Annotated in this window: 17 protein-coding genes; 4 read left to right on the top strand and 13 right to left on the bottom strand. The window is 64.9% G+C overall.

The features are described from left to right. Nucleotides 1-68: 68 nt before the first annotated feature. Nucleotides 69-1,010 carry a 2-hydroxyacid dehydrogenase gene (locus GCT13_RS22070; protein ID WP_152761599.1) on the bottom strand — a complete coding sequence of 314 codons (942 nt, stop codon included), beginning with the start codon at nt 1,008-1,010 and terminating at the stop codon, nt 69-71. Nucleotides 1,011-1,033: 23 nt separating this feature from the next. Continuing rightward, nucleotides 1,034-1,480 carry a VOC family protein gene (locus GCT13_RS22065; protein ID WP_193727726.1) on the bottom strand — a complete coding sequence of 149 codons (447 nt, stop codon included), beginning with the start codon at nt 1,478-1,480 and terminating at the stop codon, nt 1,034-1,036. A gap of 202 nt (nt 1,481-1,682) precedes the next feature. Between GCT13_RS22065 and GCT13_RS22060 the strand changes: the two genes are divergently transcribed. Beyond that, complete coding sequence (locus GCT13_RS22060; protein ID WP_152761597.1) at nt 1,683-2,285, top strand: RBBP9/YdeN family alpha/beta hydrolase; 603 nt, start codon at nt 1,683-1,685, stop codon at nt 2,283-2,285. A gap of 49 nt (nt 2,286-2,334) precedes the next feature. Here the strand turns inward: GCT13_RS22060 and GCT13_RS22055 are convergent, their stop codons facing one another. The 5 genes from GCT13_RS22055 to bioA all read right to left on the bottom strand — a co-directional run bounded on the left by GCT13_RS22055 (nt 2,335) and on the right by bioA (nt 7,329). Continuing rightward, a complete protein-coding gene (locus tag GCT13_RS22055; protein WP_152761595.1) occupies nt 2,335-2,649 on the bottom strand; it encodes a hypothetical protein in 315 nt (104 codons plus the stop codon). A 324-nt stretch (nt 2,650-2,973) separates the two neighbouring features. After that, nucleotides 2,974-4,032 carry a biotin synthase BioB gene (bioB, locus tag GCT13_RS22050; RefSeq protein WP_152761593.1) on the bottom strand — a complete coding sequence of 353 codons (1,059 nt, stop codon included), beginning with the start codon at nt 4,030-4,032 and terminating at the stop codon, nt 2,974-2,976. A gap of 35 nt (nt 4,033-4,067) precedes the next feature. Continuing rightward, complete coding sequence (bioD, locus tag GCT13_RS22045; protein WP_152761591.1) at nt 4,068-4,787, bottom strand: dethiobiotin synthase; 720 nt, start codon at nt 4,785-4,787, stop codon at nt 4,068-4,070. After that, nucleotides 4,784-5,968, bottom strand: coding sequence for an 8-amino-7-oxononanoate synthase (bioF, locus tag GCT13_RS22040; RefSeq protein WP_152761589.1), 1,185 nt, complete (start codon nt 5,966-5,968; stop codon nt 4,784-4,786). The genes bioD and bioF overlap by 4 nt, the downstream gene beginning before the upstream one ends. Beyond that, the gene (gene bioA, locus GCT13_RS22035) at nt 5,968-7,329 is read right to left on the bottom strand and encodes an adenosylmethionine--8-amino-7-oxononanoate transaminase (protein WP_193727725.1); all 1,362 of its coding nucleotides are present in this window, start codon (nt 7,327-7,329) and stop codon (nt 5,968-5,970) included. Before bioA ends, bioF begins: the two co-directional genes overlap by 1 nt. 928 nt (nt 7,330-8,257) lie before the next feature. On the opposite strand from bioA, the gene GCT13_RS22030 reads away from it, so the two are divergent. Together GCT13_RS22030 and GCT13_RS22025 are read left to right on the top strand one after the other, a co-directional pair. Beyond that, a complete protein-coding gene (locus GCT13_RS22030; RefSeq protein WP_152761585.1) occupies nt 8,258-8,530 on the top strand; it encodes an acyl carrier protein in 273 nt (90 codons plus the stop codon). 45 nt (nt 8,531-8,575) lie between these two features. Beyond that, on the top strand, nt 8,576-10,420 hold the full coding sequence (locus tag GCT13_RS22025) for an alpha/beta hydrolase family protein (RefSeq protein WP_227746939.1): 1,845 nt from the start codon (nt 8,576-8,578) through the stop codon (nt 10,418-10,420). A 56-nt stretch (nt 10,421-10,476) separates the two neighbouring features. On the opposite strand, the gene GCT13_RS22020 is transcribed toward GCT13_RS22025, so the two are convergent. Next, nucleotides 10,477-11,763: a dienelactone hydrolase family protein gene (locus tag GCT13_RS22020; protein WP_152761581.1), complete on the bottom strand. Its 1,287-nt coding sequence runs from the start codon at nt 11,761-11,763 to the stop codon at nt 10,477-10,479. On the opposite strand from GCT13_RS22020, the gene GCT13_RS48490 reads away from it, so the two are divergent. After that, nucleotides 11,714-11,884, top strand: coding sequence for a hypothetical protein (locus GCT13_RS48490; protein WP_193727728.1), 171 nt, complete (start codon nt 11,714-11,716; stop codon nt 11,882-11,884). The genes GCT13_RS22020 and GCT13_RS48490 overlap by 50 nt on opposite strands. 418 nt (nt 11,885-12,302) lie before the next feature. On the opposite strand, the gene GCT13_RS22015 is transcribed toward GCT13_RS48490, so the two are convergent. Genes GCT13_RS22015 through can form a run of 5 tightly spaced genes read right to left on the bottom strand, consistent with a single transcriptional unit; the run spans nt 12,303 to nt 16,612 of the window. Next, a complete protein-coding gene (locus tag GCT13_RS22015; RefSeq protein ID WP_152761579.1) occupies nt 12,303-12,749 on the bottom strand; it encodes a YchJ family protein in 447 nt (148 codons plus the stop codon). Nucleotides 12,750-12,762: 13 nt separating this feature from the next. Then, nucleotides 12,763-13,893, bottom strand: coding sequence for an acyl-CoA dehydrogenase family protein (locus GCT13_RS22010; protein ID WP_152761577.1), 1,131 nt, complete (start codon nt 13,891-13,893; stop codon nt 12,763-12,765). A 28-nt stretch (nt 13,894-13,921) separates the two neighbouring features. Further along, nucleotides 13,922-14,599 (bottom strand): SDR family oxidoreductase, encoded by a 678-nt coding sequence (locus GCT13_RS22005; RefSeq protein WP_152761575.1) that lies wholly within the window; start codon nt 14,597-14,599, stop codon nt 13,922-13,924. A gap of 50 nt (nt 14,600-14,649) precedes the next feature. Then, complete coding sequence (locus GCT13_RS22000) at nt 14,650-15,843, bottom strand: acetyl-CoA C-acetyltransferase (RefSeq protein ID WP_152761572.1); 1,194 nt, start codon at nt 15,841-15,843, stop codon at nt 14,650-14,652. Beyond that, on the bottom strand, nt 15,836-16,612 hold the full coding sequence (gene can, locus GCT13_RS21995) for a carbonate dehydratase (protein ID WP_152761570.1): 777 nt from the start codon (nt 16,610-16,612) through the stop codon (nt 15,836-15,838). The genes GCT13_RS22000 and can overlap by 8 nt, the downstream gene beginning before the upstream one ends. Between the last annotated feature and the right edge of the window lie 40 nt (nt 16,613-16,652).

Raw genomic sequence — 16,652 nt, 5'->3', positions numbered from 1 at the left:
CAGTCTTACGCTTAGCCCGCCCATGCGCTCGAATGAAGCGGCTCTTCTGCTTTCTAACGTTGGCGAAATCAATACCCGCGCGCGATGTCGATGATTCCGCCGATCGCCTCGCCGCGTTTCAACGCGCCGATTTTCTGCGCAATCTGCACGACGCTTTCTTCGCGCAGCGTCAATGCCGAGATATGCGGCGTGATCGCGATGCGCGGATGTGTCCAGAACGGATGATGCGACGGCAGCGGCTCCTCGACGAACACATCGAGCGTCGCGGCCGCGATCTGGCCTTCGTCGAGCGCGTCCAGCAGATCCTGTTCGACGAGATGCGCGCCGCGCGCGATGTTGACGAGGTACGCACCGCGCGCGAGCTTCGACAGGCGGGCCTTGTTCAGCACGCCGTGCGTTTCAGGCGTGTGCGGCAACAGGTTGACGAGCACCTTGACCCCATCGAGGAACGTATCGAACTCTCCGTCGCCCGCGAATGTCTCCACGCCGTCGATCTGCCGCGCGCCGCGGCTGAAGCCGCGCACCGGAAACCCGAGCAACACCAGCGTTTGCGCGACATGCGAGCCGAGCACGCCCAGACCGAGCACGCCGATCGTGAACGTCTCGCGTGGATGCGGATCGAGCACATGCCAGCGCTGCTGCTTCTGAAGCAGATCGTACTCGTCGAAACGGCGCAGGTAGCGCAGTACCGCGTGCGTCACGTATTCCGCCATCTGCTGCGCCATGCCCGTGTCTTCGAGACGCACGAGTTGCGCGCCGCGCGGCAACGTACCGGGATACTCACGTTCGAGCGCCAGAATCGCGTCGACGCCCGCACCCAGGTTGAAGATCGCGCGCAGATCGTTGCGACCCGCGAGCATTTCACGCGGCGGCCGCCAGACGACGGCCACATCGGCAGGGGCATCGTCGCCCGGTTGCCACTCGCGCAGGTCGACGTCGGGCAACGCGCGCGACAGGTCGTGCAGCCAGGCGGCGGTGTCGGACTGCGGCGTATAGAACAGGACTTTCATGCGTGAGCGGGTGAGCGTTGCCGTCACTTGGCGAACAGCCGGCTGATGTCGGCGAAAGCCTTGAACTCGAGCGCGTTGCCGCACGGATCGAGAAAGAACATCGTCGCCTGTTCGCCGACTTCGCCCTTGAAGCGGATGTGCGGCTCGATGATGAACTTCGTGCCCGCCGCGCGAAGCTTTTCCGCGAGCGCGTGCCAGTCGTCCATGGTCAGCACGACGCCGAAGTGACGCACGGGAACATTGTCGCCGTCCACTTGATTGACGCTCTTGTGGCCCGCTTCCTCCGGCGAAAGATGCGCGACCAGCTGATGGCCGAAGAAATCGAAGTCGACCCATTCCGGCGAACTGCGGCCTTCCGGGCAGCCGAGCAGATCGCCATAGAACGCGCGCGCGTTCTCGAGGCTGGTGACGGGAAATGCCAGATGAAAGGGCTGCAGCGCACGTGGCGTTGCGGACGAAGTCTGCGACATGGGGCCACTCCTCTTATGGATAGGCTTCATTCTACTTTTTCGCCGCCGTTCGCGCGCGTTCCGGCAGGCGTGAAGCGCCGCCAGCATCCGGGCGCGGGCCGGTGCAGCGGCGTCGGGATATGTAAAGCACGAAAAATTGGTTCAAGCTGTCCGTTGCACACGCGACAATGATTTCCAGGATTCCGGCGACGAGGAAAGAATCATGTTTTCGTGCACCCGATCGATCTGGCCGCCACGACTCGTGACCGTGCCGGGCCTGCACGGCAGCGAGGGCGCGCATTGGCAGAGCTGGCTTGAACGCCAGTTTTCGCGCTCACTGCGCGTCGAGCAGGCGGATTGGGACGCGCCGAACCTCGCCCAGTGGGCCAAGGCCGTGCGCGATCTGCTCGCGAGCGAGCGCGGACCGTTCGTGCTCGCCGCGCACAGCTTCGGGTGTCTTGCGACCGCGCATGCGTTGCTGCAAGGCGTGCACGTGGCCGATATCGCGGGTGTGCTGTTTGTCGCGCCGGCGAGCCCGAAGAAATTCGAGTTCGCGGGGGCGTTCGACGCGCGGCGCCTCGGCGTGCCGTCGATTCTGATCGGCAGCGAGACGGACCCATGGATGCCCGTTGCCGATGCGCGCGAACTGGCGCGGCATGTGGGCAGTGCGTTCGTCAATCTGGGCGACGCCGGCCACATCAACACAGCGGCGGGCTTTGGACCGTGGCCGCGTGCGAAGTACTTCGTGGATACGCTTGCTCATTGCGCCGCGCCGCTGCGGTTCCGTGACGAAGCGCCGGAGCTGGACTTGCAGGCATCGAACTGAGCGCACGCGGGACACGCATGAGCGCGCCCATACCGCGGCGCAATGTCGCTCAGATCCAGTGGAAGCCCTTCGCGAGGATTCCGGCGAGCGCGAAGTTCGCGGCCCACAACAGGCGGAACTCGGTGCGCATGGAGGATTCCAGCGCGCTGAAACGCGCATCCATCTTCGCCTCGAAGAGGCGGATGCGTTCATCCACATAGACCTTCAACTCGCGCACTTCACGCTTGAGGTCTTCGAGGTCTTGGAGAATATGTTCGATCGTCGTTTCAGCCCGAGTCATTCGTGCCTCCATGTTGATACCGCCGTGAATCAGGCGAAGCGCGTGGAAGCGGCGCTTCGCGACAGGTTTTTCCATCGTTTTCATTTGCATCATCGTAAGCAAATTCCCTCCTACGCAGGGTTCTGTTTGATCAGATACTCGACGGACCGACGAGTGTAAATTGCGCCGCAGCGTGGCGATCTACGATTCACGAGCCACTCTGTGAACCGATCGTACGTGCAATCGACATGTCGGAAAACCTGGCCAGAAGGCGTAGGAATCGCTCTCGGTATGTCTTGGAATCGTGTGCAAGGTCGCGGCTTTTTTTGAACGCGAGAACAACGAAAAAAGGCCGCTTCGATTGTTCGAAGCGGCCTTTCCTGAGTGATGCAATTCAATCGCGCCAACTAACGGGCACAGACACGACGTTCAATGCCCGTCGCAACCATGCTCGCATCCGCTGCGTTCGAGCGGCATCTGCTGTGCGGCCTCCGCGCGAATGCCGAGCCGCTCCAGCAGCTTGCGGTCGGCTTCCGCCTGCGGGTTGCTGGTCGTCAGCAACTGATCGCCGTAGAAGATCGAGTTTGCGCCAGCGAGAAAGCACATTGCCTGCAGCGCTTCGTCCATCTGCTCGCGGCCTGCGGACAGGCGCACCATCGCGCGCGGCATCGTGATGCGTGCGACGGCGATCGTGCGCACGAATTCGAACGGATCGAGCGCTTCCGTGCCGGTGAGCGGCGTGCCTTCGACCTGTACGAGATTGTTGATCGGCACCGATTCCGGATACGGCTCCATGTTCGCGAGCTGCGCGATCAGGCCCGCGCGTTCGCGGCGCGATTCGCCCATGCCGACGATCCCGCCGCAGCACACGTTGATGCCCGCGTCGCGCACGCGTTCGAGCGTCTCGAGGCGATCCTGATACGTGCGCGTCGAGATGATCTGGCCGTAGAACTCCGGCGACGTATCGAGATTATGGTTGTAGTAGTCGAGCCCCGCCTCGCGTAGACCTTGCGCCTGATGCGTTTCGAGCATGCCGAGCGTCACACAGGTTTCGAGACCCATCGACTTTACGCCACGAATCATGTCCTTGATCGGTTCGAGGTGGCGGTCCTTCGGATTGCGCCATGCCGCGCCCATGCAGAAGCGCGTCGCGCCGTTTTCCTTCGCGATGCGCGCAGCCGCCAGCACGTCTTCGACGTCCATCAGCTTTTCGGCCGTCAGCCCCGTATCGTGATGCACGGATTGCGGGCAGTACGCACAGTCTTCCTCGCAGCCGCCCGTCTTGATCGACAGCAGCGTGGACAGCTGCACGGTGTTCGCATCGAAGTGCTCGCGATGCACCTGTTGCGCGCGGAACAGCAGATCGTTGAACGGCAGTTCATACAGCGCCACGACATCGGCGACGCGCCAGCGCGGCGCGGCTGCGTCGGCGGCGGCTGCCGCCTGGGACGGCGTGACGGGCAGAGGGGCGGTGTTGATATGGCTCATGGGTCCATCCTTGATGATTCGTTTTTTTCGAAGATTCAGCGCTGCGCGGCACGCAGCGTCTGCAACAGTCGGGCGGTGTCGAGATGCGTCGCGGCGCTGTCCGGCGACGCAGGGCTCAGCTGTGGCACGCTGCCAAGCAGCGGCGCGCGGTATTGGCGGTCGAGCCGCTCGCGGATCGCGGCAATGTTCTCGTCGGCGAATTGCATTGCGGGATCGACGCGGTTCGCTACCCAGCCCGCGATGGGAAGCCCGCGCGCGACGATCGCTTCCGCCGTCAGCAGCGCATGGCTGATGCAGCCAAGCCGCATGCCGACGACGAGCACCACGGGCAGATTCAATGCGACGGCGAGATCGGCGGTATCGTGCGCATCGGTGAGCGGCACGCGAAAGCCGCCGACGCCTTCCACGACGACGACATCGGCCATCCGTAGCGCCGCCTGGTGCGCGTCGACGATGCGCGTCATGTCGAGCGTGACGCTTTCGTGCGCGGCGGCGATGTGCGGCGCGGCCGGTTCCTTCAGCATGAACGGCGTGCGGATGTCGGGCGGCAGCAGCACGTTGGCGGCGGCGTCGAGCTGATCGGCGTCTTCGTTGTGCAGCGCGCCGTCCAGCATCGACGCGCCCGCTGCAACCGGCTTCATTGCGGCTGCGCGCAAGCCGTCGCGCGCGAAGCCGCGCAGCAGCGCCGCCGATACCAGCGTCTTGCCGATTTCCGTATCCGTGCCCGTCACGAAGAGAGACAGCGCGCGGCTCATGCGAGCGTCTCCGCCGTCTTCGTCAATGCGTGTTCGAGCTGATCGAGGTCGCTGTGCGAATGCGCCGCCGACAGCGAAATGCGCAGACGCGACGTGCCTTCGGGCACCGTCGGCGGGCGGATTGCGGGCACCCAGAGATTCGCGCGATCGAGCGACGCGGCCACCTCGAGCGTCGCCTCGTTCGCGCCGATGACGAGCGGCTGCACGGCCGTCTGAGAATCGACGGGAAGCCACGGCGTGCGCTTGAGCATTTCGCGCGTGCGTTCGATCAGCGAGCGTAGATGAGCGCGTCGCTGGTCGCCCTCGATGCCTTCGATGATGCGCAGGCTCGCGGACACGGCATGCGCGGCAGCGGGCACCGACGCCGTCGTGAAGATATACGGCCGCGCACGCTGCACGAGCCATTCGATCACCGTTTCGTGCGCGACGACGAACGCGCCCGACACGCCCGCCGCCTTGCCGAGCGTGCCGATCGAGATCAGATGCGGCGAGAGCAGCGCGGCCTCGGCGACGGCGCCGCGTCCTTGCGGACCGAGCACGCCGAAGCCGTGCGCATCGTCGACGACGAGCCACGCGCCATGCTGTTCCGCGAGTTCGAGCAGACGGGCGAGCGGTGCAACGTCGCCGTCCATGCTGAACACGGTGTCGGTGACGATCAGCTTGACGGCGGCGTCCGACGCATCGAGCATCGCGCTCAATGCTTCGGCGTCCGCGTGCGGATAGATCTGGATCTCGGCGCGCGAGAGCCGTGCGCCGTCGATCAGCGATGCGTGATTGAGCGCATCGGAGAACAGCGCCGTGCCGCGTCCCGCGAGCGCCGTGAGCGTGGCGAGATTCGCCATATAGCCGGTGCTGAAGTACAGCGCGCGCGGATTGTCGACGAAGCCGCCCGCGAAGGCCGCGAGATCGTCTTCGACTTGCGCGTGCGCGCGCGAGTGGCCGCCCAGCAGATGCGAGCCGCCGCTGCCTGCGCCATAGCGGCGCGCGCCTTCCGTCATCGCGGCGACGAGCAGCGGATGCGCGGCGAGCCCGAGATAGTCGTTGCTCGCGAAGCCGATCATGTCGCGGCTGTCGACGGTCATGTGCGCCGAGCACGGCGAGTCGATGGTACGGCGGCGACGGCGCAGGCCAAGCGCGTCGATATCCTTCAGCCCTTGTTCGAGCGTTTCGAGCAACTGCATCAGCGCACCTCCGCCAAGGTCGCTTCGAAGGCCGCGCGCGTGCGTTCGGCGAGCAGCGCGATTTCTTCGTCGTCGAGGATGTACGGCGGCATCAGATACACCGTCGTGCCGATCGGGCGCAGCAGCAGTTCACGCTTGAGCGCGTTTTCGAAGAAGCGGCGCGAGAAGGTCTTCGCGGCGTGGGCGTCTTCGATTTCGGCATCGAACGCGATGATCGTGCCGCGCTGACGCAGATTGCGCACATGCGCATGCTGCGCGAGCGGTTCGAGCGCGGCACGCAGCGCAGCCGATTTCGTCGCGTTCGCGGCGAGCACGTTGTCGGTGACGAACAGATCGAGCGTCGCGAGCGCGGCGCGGCACGCGAGCGGATTGCCCGTGTACGAATGCGAATGCAGGAAGCCGCGCGTCGTGTCGTCGTCGTAGAAGGCCGCGAAGATCTCGTCGCGCGACAGCACGATCGACAATGGCAGATAGCCGCCGCTGATTCCTTTCGACAGGCACAGGAAATCTGGCCACACGTGCGCCTGTTCGCACGCGAAGAAGGTGCCCGTGCGTCCGCAGCCGACGGCGATTTCATCGGCGATCAGATGTACGCCATAGTGATCGCATAGCGCGCGCAAGCCCGCGATGTACGACGGGTCGTGCATCGCCATGCCGGCCGCGCATTGCACGAGCGGTTCGACGATCAGTGCGGCGATGTTGTTCGCGCGCGCTTCGAACAGCGAGCGCACGTCGTCGAGCGCGCGTTGCGCGACGTCGGCGGCCGTTTCGCCTTCGCGCGCGAAACGCGCATCCGGCGACGCGACGACATGCGCGTTGCGGATCAGCGGATCATAGGCATCCTTGAAGAGCGCGACATCGGTGACGCCGAGCGCGCCGATCGTCTCGCCGTGATAGCTGTTCGCAACGCACACGAACTCGCGCTTGTAGTCGTAGCCGCGATTGCGCCACGAGTGGAAGCTCATCTTCAGCGCGATCTCGACGGCCGACGCGCCATCCGACGCGAAGAACGCGTGACCGAGCGTGTTTTGCGTCAGCGCGCCGAGACGCTCCGCGAGCTCGATGGCGGGCTCGTGCGTGCAGCCGGCGAGCATCGCGTGCTCGAGCGTGTCTAGCTGATCCTTCAGCGCGGCGTTGATGCGCGGGTTCGCGTGGCCGAACAGGTTGACCCACCACGAACTGATCGCGTCGAGATAGCGATGTCCCGCGCGATCGTAAAGCCATGCGCCCGCGCCACGCGAAACGGGCACGAGCGGATAACGCTCGTGATGTTTCATCTGCGTGCAGGGATGCCACACGGCGCGCAGGCTGCGGGCGACCCAGTCTTCCGTTACTTGTGTGTTCAAAACAACTCCGACCATGAACCGGGCAAGGCGCGGGCGTCGGGCGCGGCGCGTCTCGCGTGTCGGTCATGCAAATGCTGCTGGCGAATCGGGACGGTGAACGTCCGCCTTGAATCCGGCGACGGGAAAGTGCCGCGGCATCGTCGGCGCTCGACGATCGCGGGCGTTCTGGGTACGCCGGATGTGCTGTTGCCGCGATGCGTGGCAGCCTGCTTGCGGTGCCTCGGCAGTGCGCTTCCTTGCGACAGCGGGAGTGAGATTAGCGCGATATCCGCTGCGATGCACTATCGGAAAACACCGTGTTTTCAGGGGGGCGCACGCAATTTTCCGCGGTTGGCGACAGCTTGCAACGGTTCCGTTAGGAAGCGCGCAGAAGACCGTAGATGGCCACGGCAAAGTCATGAGGCTCCTGCGAAAAAAATCCGGGCTGCGTCCATGCATTTTTTGCCGGTGTCGCGGAATACGGGGGAAGATGCGCACGTTAACGGCTCTGTGGTCGGCGTGAGATAAAGCTCAGTGAACGGGTCGATGTGCGGCTTCCGCGTCGGACGTTCAGCGACGATTGCAATGGACGCCGAGCGACATCTGAAATCCTGATCATCGGCTTCTTTTGTCCCGTTGACGGTTTTATGGATCGAGTCGCCGAAGCGTTCTTTCGCGTGTCGACGAATATCGTGTGAAGTTAATCCGCACCTAAATTCTTGCGAGGGATAGCGTACATAAGCGGCTGGAAGCGATACCTATCATTTTGCTTACGCCGTCGTAAGCAGGCTAACGGTTCGCGATGCTGCGATCGGAGCTTCATGCGCGCATGAGAACCGCTGCGCGACCGGTACGCAGTGGTCATCCAGCCGCCGACGACCCGGGGGAGCAGTTCCGCTCGAAATACTCGCCGATGCCTCGACGCATCGCGCGTGCAGACGATGTTGCAATATTGGGAGCACCGATGAAGACAACTTTGCGCCGCATTCTTGCGCGAACGGGATGCCTCGACGTGTCCGTCGAAACGCTCGGCGATGGTGACGACCTCTACGAAGCGGGGCTGTCGTCGATGGGGGCCGTGCGGTTGATGCTGGAAGTCGAAGAGGCATTCGGCGTTCAGATACCAGCGCAAGCGATATCGCGCGAGCTGTTCCAGAGCATCGGCTCGCTGGCCGATGAACTCGGCCGCCTGTTGCCGAAAACCTCGCGCGAGCAGGCGGCCGTACATGGCCGCTGACGCAGACGTTCCCCTTTCGCACTCGCGCCGGACGGCATGCCCGCGATGATGCGCCCGCATACCATGCAGCCCGTGGTGTTCGACGGGTGCTTCGGCTGGCTTCACGAACCGGCCGATGCGAGCGCACGTCAGTCGGCGCGCGTCGGCGTCGTGCTGTGCAGTCCGTTCGGCTATGACGCGCTGTGCGCGCATCGCGGCTGGCGTGAGCTCGCCGAAGCGCTCGCGCTATGCGGGATGCCGGCCTTGCGTTTCGATTATCCCGGGACGGGCGATTCAATCGGCGTCGAGCAGGACCCCGACCGCCTTGGCGCGTGGCTCGCGAGCATCGAAGCGGCTGCGGCGCGGCTGCGCGCGGCGACGGGCGTGCAGCGGCTCGTGCTGTGCGGACTGCGGCTGGGCGCGGCGCTGGCCGCGCTGGCGGCGCAGCGCATCGGCGGCGTCGAGCAGATCGTGCTGATCGCGCCCGTCATATCGGGACGCGCGTACATCCGTGAACTCGAATTGCAGCATCAGACCTGGCTGACGACACCCGACGGTATGGACAGCGTGCGCGAGTCCGACGACGGCTCGATCGGCGCATATGGCTTTCGCCTTTACGGCGACACGCTCGAACGGCTGCGCGCGCTGGACCTCGCGCTGGGCGGCGAACGCGCGCCCGCGCCGCGCATTCTGTTGCAGGACGTGTACGACAATCCGCGCGTCGAGCGGCTCGCCGCGCGCTATCGCCAGTTGGGCGCGCACGCCGAAGTGCAGACGTTCGCGTCGTATAACCGGCTGCTCGTCGATCCGCGCTTCAGCACGACACCGCGCGACGCGTTCGACAGCGTGCTGACGTGGCTCGGCGTTCGTGCCACGCGGCCTCCTCCAGTTCCGGGCGACGTGCTGCCGGCGCGCGCGCCGTTGCAACTTCCATTCGCCGACGGGCACGGCGTGCCCGTGGTTTTCGGCGACGGATTGTTCGGCATGTCGTGCCGTCCGCGCCGCGCGCTCGACGATGCGCCCGCCGTGCTGCTGCTCAATACGGGCGGCGTGCATCACGTCGGCGATGGGCGGCTTTCGGTGCGGCTTGCGCTGCGTCTCGCGAGCCTTGGCGTGCCCACGTTGCGCATCGATATCGGCGGGCTGGGCGACAGCCGTGTGCGCGACCCTTCGCTGACGTTCGACGAGATCTACGCGCGCCACGCTGCCGACGACACGCTCGTGGCCGTCGACTGGCTCGTCGCGCAAGGTCATTCGCGTGTCGTGGTGTTCGGCGTGTGCACGGGAGCCTATGTTTCGCTGCAGACGGCGCTCGCGCATCCGAATGTCGTCGGCTGCATGGGCGTGAATCTGCCGTATTTTCTGTGGCCGCAGACGCCCTCGGATTCGCGCGTACGCCACACGCCGATGCGCGCGTATTCGCGCTCGATGCGCAGCCTCGCGAAATGGCGGCGGCTGCTGACGGGCAAGAGCGACGCGGGGACGATCGCGAGCCACGTCGCGAGCCGCATCGGTCAGCGGCTTGCCGTGGCGCTCGCGGCACCGTTCGAGCGCATCTTCGGGTTGCGGACGCAGGCGGGGGCAGTGCGCCGGCTGGCCGCCGGGCTCGCGCGCAAGAACGTGCAGACGGCGCTCGTGTACGGCGCGATGGATGCGGGGCTCGACGAGCTCGGGCTGCATTTTGGCCCGCACGGCAGCGAGCTGACGAAGCTCGCGCGAACCAGCGTGACGATCATCGACAGGCTCGATCACGCGCTCTTTTCCACTGCGGCGCGCGACGCGACGATGAACCTCTTCGAGCAATTCCTGCGCGAGCGGATTCAGGCGCCGATGCCTATGCCGCTGCAAGAGGAGACGCGCACGTTGGACGCAATGACGGCGCGCATCGGGAAAACGGAGCAGGTCGGATGATTTACGCTGGCGCGCGATGCGCAGAGCGTGTCACTGACGCGCGCAGCGGAACGGAATCAACGGCTCGCGAGAGCCGGCTTGCCGTTGTCTTTAGGCGTGGACTCGCTGTCCGCGTCGGCCGTTTGAGTCGACGGGTCTTTCCAGACGACGTTGTCGTTCACCGCGTAGAGATGGCACGGGTCAGAGCTCTGCTTCTGGCAGTTCGCGACCGCGACCGACATCGGATCGTCGCCGCCTTCCGCCCACGACCACGCGCCCGAATTCGACACTGCAAATGCGCGGCTCGGATACTGGTGCAGGAAGTTGCGATATCCGGCGCGGCCGGCTTCGTCGACGTACGGCACGGCGTCGATGGAATCGATCGACGCGAAATGCGTGGCCTTTGGCTGCTGCGGCTCGGCGACGCGATACTGGACGCCCGTCGGCATGCCGACGCGCGCGAGGAACGCCTCCACGGACGGCCACCAGATGTGCACGCCGTCGCGATCGCCGACGAGACGATGCGCGTCGTTCTTGTACGAGCCGAAATCGACCATCTTCGCGCTGACGCCCAACGCCTGCGTATGTTCGGTGTAAGCGGTGTACATCCGCGAAACCAGCGACGACGGCCAGATCGAATCGTTGTCGCCGTACAGCCACAGCGACGGCACACGCGTCTTCTCGCCGTACGTGCCGAATGCGCGCGCCAGGTTGCCTTGCCAGTCGGAGCAGGCGTCCTGGCGCAGGCCGCCTGAGAAATTGATCAGCGCACGCACACCGGGCGCGGCGTCCATGCCGTAGGCAATCGTCGCGAGACCGCCGTGCGACGTGCCCGCCACGATGATGTGCTGCGCGTCGACGTAGTTTTGCTTCGACATGTAGTCGACAGTCGCGGCGACGTCGGCGGCCTGGCTCAGACCGTTGCGCGTCACGTCGCAACCGTCCTGTACGTACGTGCCGCCCGAATCGGCGAAACCCTGGCGGTTCGGCGCGACGACGACGTAGCCGCGACGCACGAACTCGCGCGCAAGCGACATCGGATCGCTACGCGTCTGCATGCGCGGATCGCCGTGAATCTTGCCGTGGTTGAAGACGACCATCGGGAACGGGCCGGGGCCGTCCGGTTTGTAGACTGTCGTTTCGAGGGTGATGTTGCCGTCGGCGCCGACGGGAATGCGGATGATCTGCTCGTTCAGCTTGACGACGGGCAGATAGCCGTCGTCGAGGAGCGCAAGGCGCTGCACGTTTGCGCGGCTCAGCGGACCATCGGTTTCCGCGAGCGGATCGGCGTGCGCGAACGAAACAGCGCAGGCCATGAAGGCCGCCGACATCGCACAAACTGTCAGAACTTTGCTGAACGCCATCCGCAACACCTACTTTCAAAAACGCCTGAAACTTCCCTTACGGGCTGATTGCACTACGATTACACGCCAAATAAAGGCCAAAAAAGCCACGCAAGCTGCGTTCCTCGCGCAGACAGACTGACCAGACAGCATTTGGATGAACCGAAGCCGGTAGACGCGACCCCACGCGTCGTGTGAGCGCCTCGCGATGTCCCTGATCGCTTGCCATACCGAAGGATCGGCCGGCGGTGCATCTGGACATCCTGCGGGAGCGGTGGTCCGCCACCTCGCTACGGAGCGCTGCAACATCTATGAGACTCATACTGGCACGACAATTTATATTTGTGCAATTCAGTACAAACCCCTTGCGGAACTAATTGGGAGTGTTTCCGATGTGCGCGCAACGGCTCTGCGCGGGCCGCCGGCCGATTCGGAGAGAAAGCGTTTTTGAGGGACGTGGTGTCGATCCAACACCTTGATTTTGTTGTGGAATCCGCCCCTTTTTGAGTGATGTGAACACTTGCTGCGGACGCTATCGCGCGGCTATCGAAGCCTGGGTGTCAGCGATCGCTCACATCGCCGTCGACATAACGCCAGCGCCCATCTTCACCTCTGATGAAACGGCTCGATTCATGTAGCCGATGCGCCCGTCCGCTTACCTTGTAGCGCGCAACGAACTCTACTTCGGCGTGCGTATCGTCGAGTGATGTGTAGCGCCTGATCTGCAGACCGAGCCAGCGCGGTGCATCGGGCGCATCGGCGTCGACGTCGAGATCGGCGGGGCAGGTTTGTGCCGCCCACGTGTCCCGCAAGTATTGGGACTCGCCGAGCACGTAGGCGCTATAGCGCGAACGCATCAGTTCGAGCGCGGTCGGAGCAGCGGCGCCGCCGTCGATGTAGCGGCCGCAGCAGTCGGCGAAACGCGGCGGCTTGCCGGTGTCGCGTCGATCCGGCGCGGCGCCGCCGCAAGGGCAATCGACAGGGCGTTGCTTCGCTGATGCAGTCATAAAAGAGCGGTGTTCAGTTCAGTCCGCGCGCGATCAGGATTTTTTGGATGTCGCTCGTGCCTTCATAGATCTGGCACACGCGCACGTCGCGATAAATGCGCTCGACGGGAAAATCGCTCAGATAGCCGTAGCCGCCGTGAATCTGCAACGCAGCCGAACAAATCCGCTCCGCCGCTTCCGACGCGAACAGCTTCGCCATTGCCGCTTCCGTGAGACAGGGCTGGCCAGCATCTTTCAGCGATGCCGCGTGCCAGATCAACTGGCGCGCCGCTTCGAGCTGCGTCGCCATGTCGGCGAGACGGAACTGCACGGCCTGATGCGCGAACAGCGGCTGGCCGAAGCTCTCGCGCTCCTTTGCGTACGCGAGTGCTGCTTCGAGCGCCGCGCGTGCCATGCCGACGCTCTGCGCGGCGATGCCGATGCGCCCGCCCTCCAGGCCCGACAGCGCGATCCGATACCCTTCGCCCTCCGCGCCGATCAGATTCGCGGCGGGCACGCGGCAGTTGTCGAAGACGATCTGCGCGGTGTCCGACGAATGCTGGCCGAGCTTGTCTTCGAGGCGCGCGACGACATAGCCCGGCGTATCCGTCGGCACGATGAACGCGCTGATGCCGCGCTTGCCGGCGCTCTTGTCGGTGACGGCCATCACGATCGCGACGTTGCCGTTCTTGCCGCTCGTGATGAACTGCTTGACGCCGTTGAGCACGTAGAAGTCGCCATCGCGCGTGGCCGTGGTGCGCAACGCGGACGCATCCGAGCCCGCTTGCGGCTCGGTGAGGCAGAACGCGCCGAGCATCTCGCCGCGCGCAAGCGGCGTGAGCCAGTCGCGCTTCTGCGCCTCGTTGCCATATGTCAGCAGAATGCTGCACACGGGGCAGTTGTTGACGGAGATCGCCGTCGACGTGCCGCCGTCGCCTGCCCCGATTTCTTCCAGTATCACAGCGAGCGCGAGCGCGTCGAGCCCGGCGCCGCCGTATTCTTCGGGCACGAGCACGCCATACGCGCCGAGTTCTGCAAGCTGACGATGCACGTCGGCGGGAAACGTGCGGTCGCGATCCCATTGCGCGGCGTTTGGCGTCACGGCTTCGCGCACGAAGGTGCGAACCGCGTCGCGGATCATCAGATGGTCCTGATCGAGCAGCATGCGGATGTCTCCCCGGTTAGTGTGACGCTCACCATTCGAGCGCGGTGCCGTCGTACTGGAAGAAGCGGCCATGAAAGAGATGCGGCGTGCTTGCCGCCTGCGCGAGCACTTCGCGCATGCCTTTCACGCTGTGCGCCGGATCGACGGCGGCACTGGCGCCGCCCATGTCCGTGCGCACCCAGCCAGGGTGCAGCGAGACGCACGTGGCCGTGCGCGTCTGCACGGACGTCACCTTCAGCACGTCGTTCAGCGCCGCCTTGCTCGCGCGATACAGCCAGCCCGTCGTGCCCGTCGTCTCGTTGATGCTGCCCATGCGGCTCGACAGCACGGCGAGCACGCCGCGCGCGTCCTCGACGAGCGGGAGCAGAACGGGGATCAGCTGCATCGGCCCGCGCACGTTGGTCGCCATTACGAAGTTGAAGTCTTCCGCGCTGACCGTCTCGACGCCTTCCGTATGCGGCCCATACACGCCCGACACGATCACGGCGGTATCGAGCCGTTCGCCATCAAGCTTCCAGCCGAGCGCGGCGATTTCCTCGGGATCGGCGACGTCGAGCGAAAACGCTTCGGCGCCGAGCGCGACGAGTTCGCCGAGCGATACGTCGTCGCGCGCGGTGGCGAGCACGCGCCAGCCGTCGTGCCGGTATTGCTTCACGAACTCGCGGCCGATGCCGCGCGACGCGCCTACGATCAACACGGTCTTCATGACGTGTCCTCTTGCGCGCGGATTGCCGCGCGCTGTCGTTGGAACAAGGGTTAGACGAGCTCGATGCCCATCGCCGTCGCTTCGCCGCCACCGATGCACAGGCTCGCGACGCCGCGCTTCAGCCCGCGCTTCTTCAGCGCGCCGATCAGCGTGACGAGAATGCGCGCGCCCGATGCGCCGATCGGGTGGCCGAGCGCACAGGCGCCGCCGTTCACGTTCACCTTGTCGTGCGGCAGGCCGTGCTCTTTCATCGCGGCCATCGTGACGACGGCGAACGCCTCGTTGATCTCGTACAGATCGACGTCCGCCGCCTTCCAGCCGTTCTTGTCGAACAGTTTGCGGATCGCGCCGACGGGCGCCGTCGTGAACTTCGCCGGCTCCTGTGCGAACGTCGAGTGGCCGACGACGCGCGCGAGCGGCGTCACGCCAAGCTTTTTCGCCGTCGATTCGCGCATCATCACGAGCGCCGCTGCGCCGTCGCTGATCGACGACGAGTTCGCGGCCGTCACCGTGCCCGTCTTGCTGAACGCGGGCTTGAGCGTCGAAATCTTGTCGAGGTTCGCCTTGAACGGCTGCTCGTCGCGCTCGACGGTCACGCTGCCTTTCTTGCCTTCGACGGTGACGGGCGCGATTTCCCACGCGAACGAACCGTCTTCGTTCGCGCGTTTCGCGCGCTTCAGCGATTCGATGGCGAACTTGTCCTGCGCTTCGCGCGTGAAGTCGAACGACGCTGCGCATTCCTCCGCGAACGTGCCCATCAGACGGCCTTTGTCATAGGCGTCTTCGAGGCCGTCGAGACACATGTGATCGAGCACCTGGCCATGCCCCATGCGCATTCCGCTGCGCGCCTTCGGCAGCAGATACGGCGCGTTCGTCATGCTCTCCATGCCGCCCGCGACGATCACGTCGACGGAACCGGCCGTCAGCATGTCGTGCGCGAACATCGCGGCGCGCATGCCGGAGCCGCACATCTTGTTGACAGTCGTCGAGCACGTCGACAGCGGCAGGCCCGCGCCGAGCGCAGCCTGACGCGCGGGCGCCTGGCCCTGGCCCGCGGGCAGCACGCAGCCCATCACGGCTTCGTCGATCTGCTCGGGCTTGAGGCCCGCGCGTTCGACGGCCGCCTTGATCGCGACTGCGCCGAGCTGCGGCGCCGTCAGCGATGCGAAATCGCCCTGGAACGCCGCCATCGGCGTGCGCGCGACGGAAACGATGACGATCGGATCGTGGTTTGTCTCACTCATGTTTCAGCTCCTTGATGACTCCATGGACGACAGCGGCCACACCGCCGAGCTTTGCGGCATCGGCGGCGACCATGTCGTTGTCTGCTGTGTGCGCGCGGCTCGCCGATACGGCCGCGACGCAATTCGTATAGATTCCTTCGAGCGCTGCCGGATCTTTCACCGTCATGCCGAGATCGCGCACGCGCCCGTCATGCACGCCGTACACCAAGCCATGAACGGTGAGGTCCTGGCCGCGCGCCCAGGCGTCGTTGACGATCGTCGTGCGGCACACGTTGACCACTTGCTCGATCGTGTTCAGTTCGACGAGACGCCGATGCCGCGCTTCGCCCATCGGCCATTCCTCGAGCAGCGCTGCGTGCTTCGTGCGCACGTCCTGCACGTGATGCAGCCAGTTGTCGGCGAGACCGACGCGCCGTCCGAGCAGCGCCGCGCCGACGCCCGAGCAGCCGTAGTGGCCGACGACCATGATGTGCTTGACCTTCAGCAGATCGACGGCGAACTGGATCACCGACAGACAGTTCAGGTCCGTATGCACGACGACGTTCGCGATGTTGCGGTGGACGAACACTTCGCCCGGCGGCAAGCCGATGATTTCGTTGGCGGGCACGCGCGAATCCGCGCAGCCGATCCACAGATATTCGGGCGCCTGCTGATGCGCGAGCCGCGAGAAGAATTCAGGGTCTTCTTCGAGCTTGTGCGCGACCCACGCATCGTTATTCCTGAACAGATGCGCGAGAGGATGAGGGGCGGAAGAGGCGTTCGGGTTCATGATCGTTTCGACGTAAATAGCGTGTGTCTGTTTATCCAAT

This window comes from Paraburkholderia franconis, assembly GCF_009362735.1.
Lineage (GTDB): Bacteria > Pseudomonadota > Gammaproteobacteria > Burkholderiales > Burkholderiaceae > Paraburkholderia > Paraburkholderia franconis.
This window is presented reverse-complemented; position numbering and strand designations above follow the sequence as displayed.

Coding starts and splice junctions, on each gene's coding strand:
- GCT13_RS22070 (WP_152761599.1), bottom strand. CDS start 1,010: ATGAAAGTCCTGTTCTATACGCCGCAGTCCGACACCGCCGCCTGGCTG.
- GCT13_RS22065 (WP_193727726.1), bottom strand. CDS start 1,480: ATGTCGCAGACTTCGTCCGCAACGCCACGTGCGCTGCAGCCCTTTCAT.
- GCT13_RS22060 (WP_152761597.1), top strand. CDS start 1,683: ATGTTTTCGTGCACCCGATCGATCTGGCCGCCACGACTCGTGACCGTG.
- GCT13_RS22055 (WP_152761595.1), bottom strand. CDS start 2,649: ATGAAAACGATGGAAAAACCTGTCGCGAAGCGCCGCTTCCACGCGCTT.
- bioB (WP_152761593.1), bottom strand. CDS start 4,032: ATGAGCCATATCAACACCGCCCCTCTGCCCGTCACGCCGTCCCAGGCG.
- bioD (WP_152761591.1), bottom strand. CDS start 4,787: ATGAGCCGCGCGCTGTCTCTCTTCGTGACGGGCACGGATACGGAAATC.
- bioF (WP_152761589.1), bottom strand. CDS start 5,968: ATGCAGTTGCTCGAAACGCTCGAACAAGGGCTGAAGGATATCGACGCG.
- bioA (WP_193727725.1), bottom strand. CDS start 7,329: ATGGTCGGAGTTGTTTTGAACACACAAGTAACGGAAGACTGGGTCGCC.
- GCT13_RS22030 (WP_152761585.1), top strand. CDS start 8,258: ATGAAGACAACTTTGCGCCGCATTCTTGCGCGAACGGGATGCCTCGAC.
- GCT13_RS22025 (WP_227746939.1), top strand. CDS start 8,576: ATGATGCGCCCGCATACCATGCAGCCCGTGGTGTTCGACGGGTGCTTC.
- GCT13_RS48490 (WP_193727728.1), top strand. CDS start 11,714: ATGAAGGCCGCCGACATCGCACAAACTGTCAGAACTTTGCTGAACGCC.
- GCT13_RS22020 (WP_152761581.1), bottom strand. CDS start 11,763: ATGGCGTTCAGCAAAGTTCTGACAGTTTGTGCGATGTCGGCGGCCTTC.
- GCT13_RS22015 (WP_152761579.1), bottom strand. CDS start 12,749: ATGACTGCATCAGCGAAGCAACGCCCTGTCGATTGCCCTTGCGGCGGC.
- GCT13_RS22010 (WP_152761577.1), bottom strand. CDS start 13,893: ATGCTGCTCGATCAGGACCATCTGATGATCCGCGACGCGGTTCGCACC.
- GCT13_RS22005 (WP_152761575.1), bottom strand. CDS start 14,599: ATGAAGACCGTGTTGATCGTAGGCGCGTCGCGCGGCATCGGCCGCGAG.
- GCT13_RS22000 (WP_152761572.1), bottom strand. CDS start 15,843: ATGAGTGAGACAAACCACGATCCGATCGTCATCGTTTCCGTCGCGCGC.
- can (WP_152761570.1), bottom strand. CDS start 16,612: ATGAACCCGAACGCCTCTTCCGCCCCTCATCCTCTCGCGCATCTGTTC.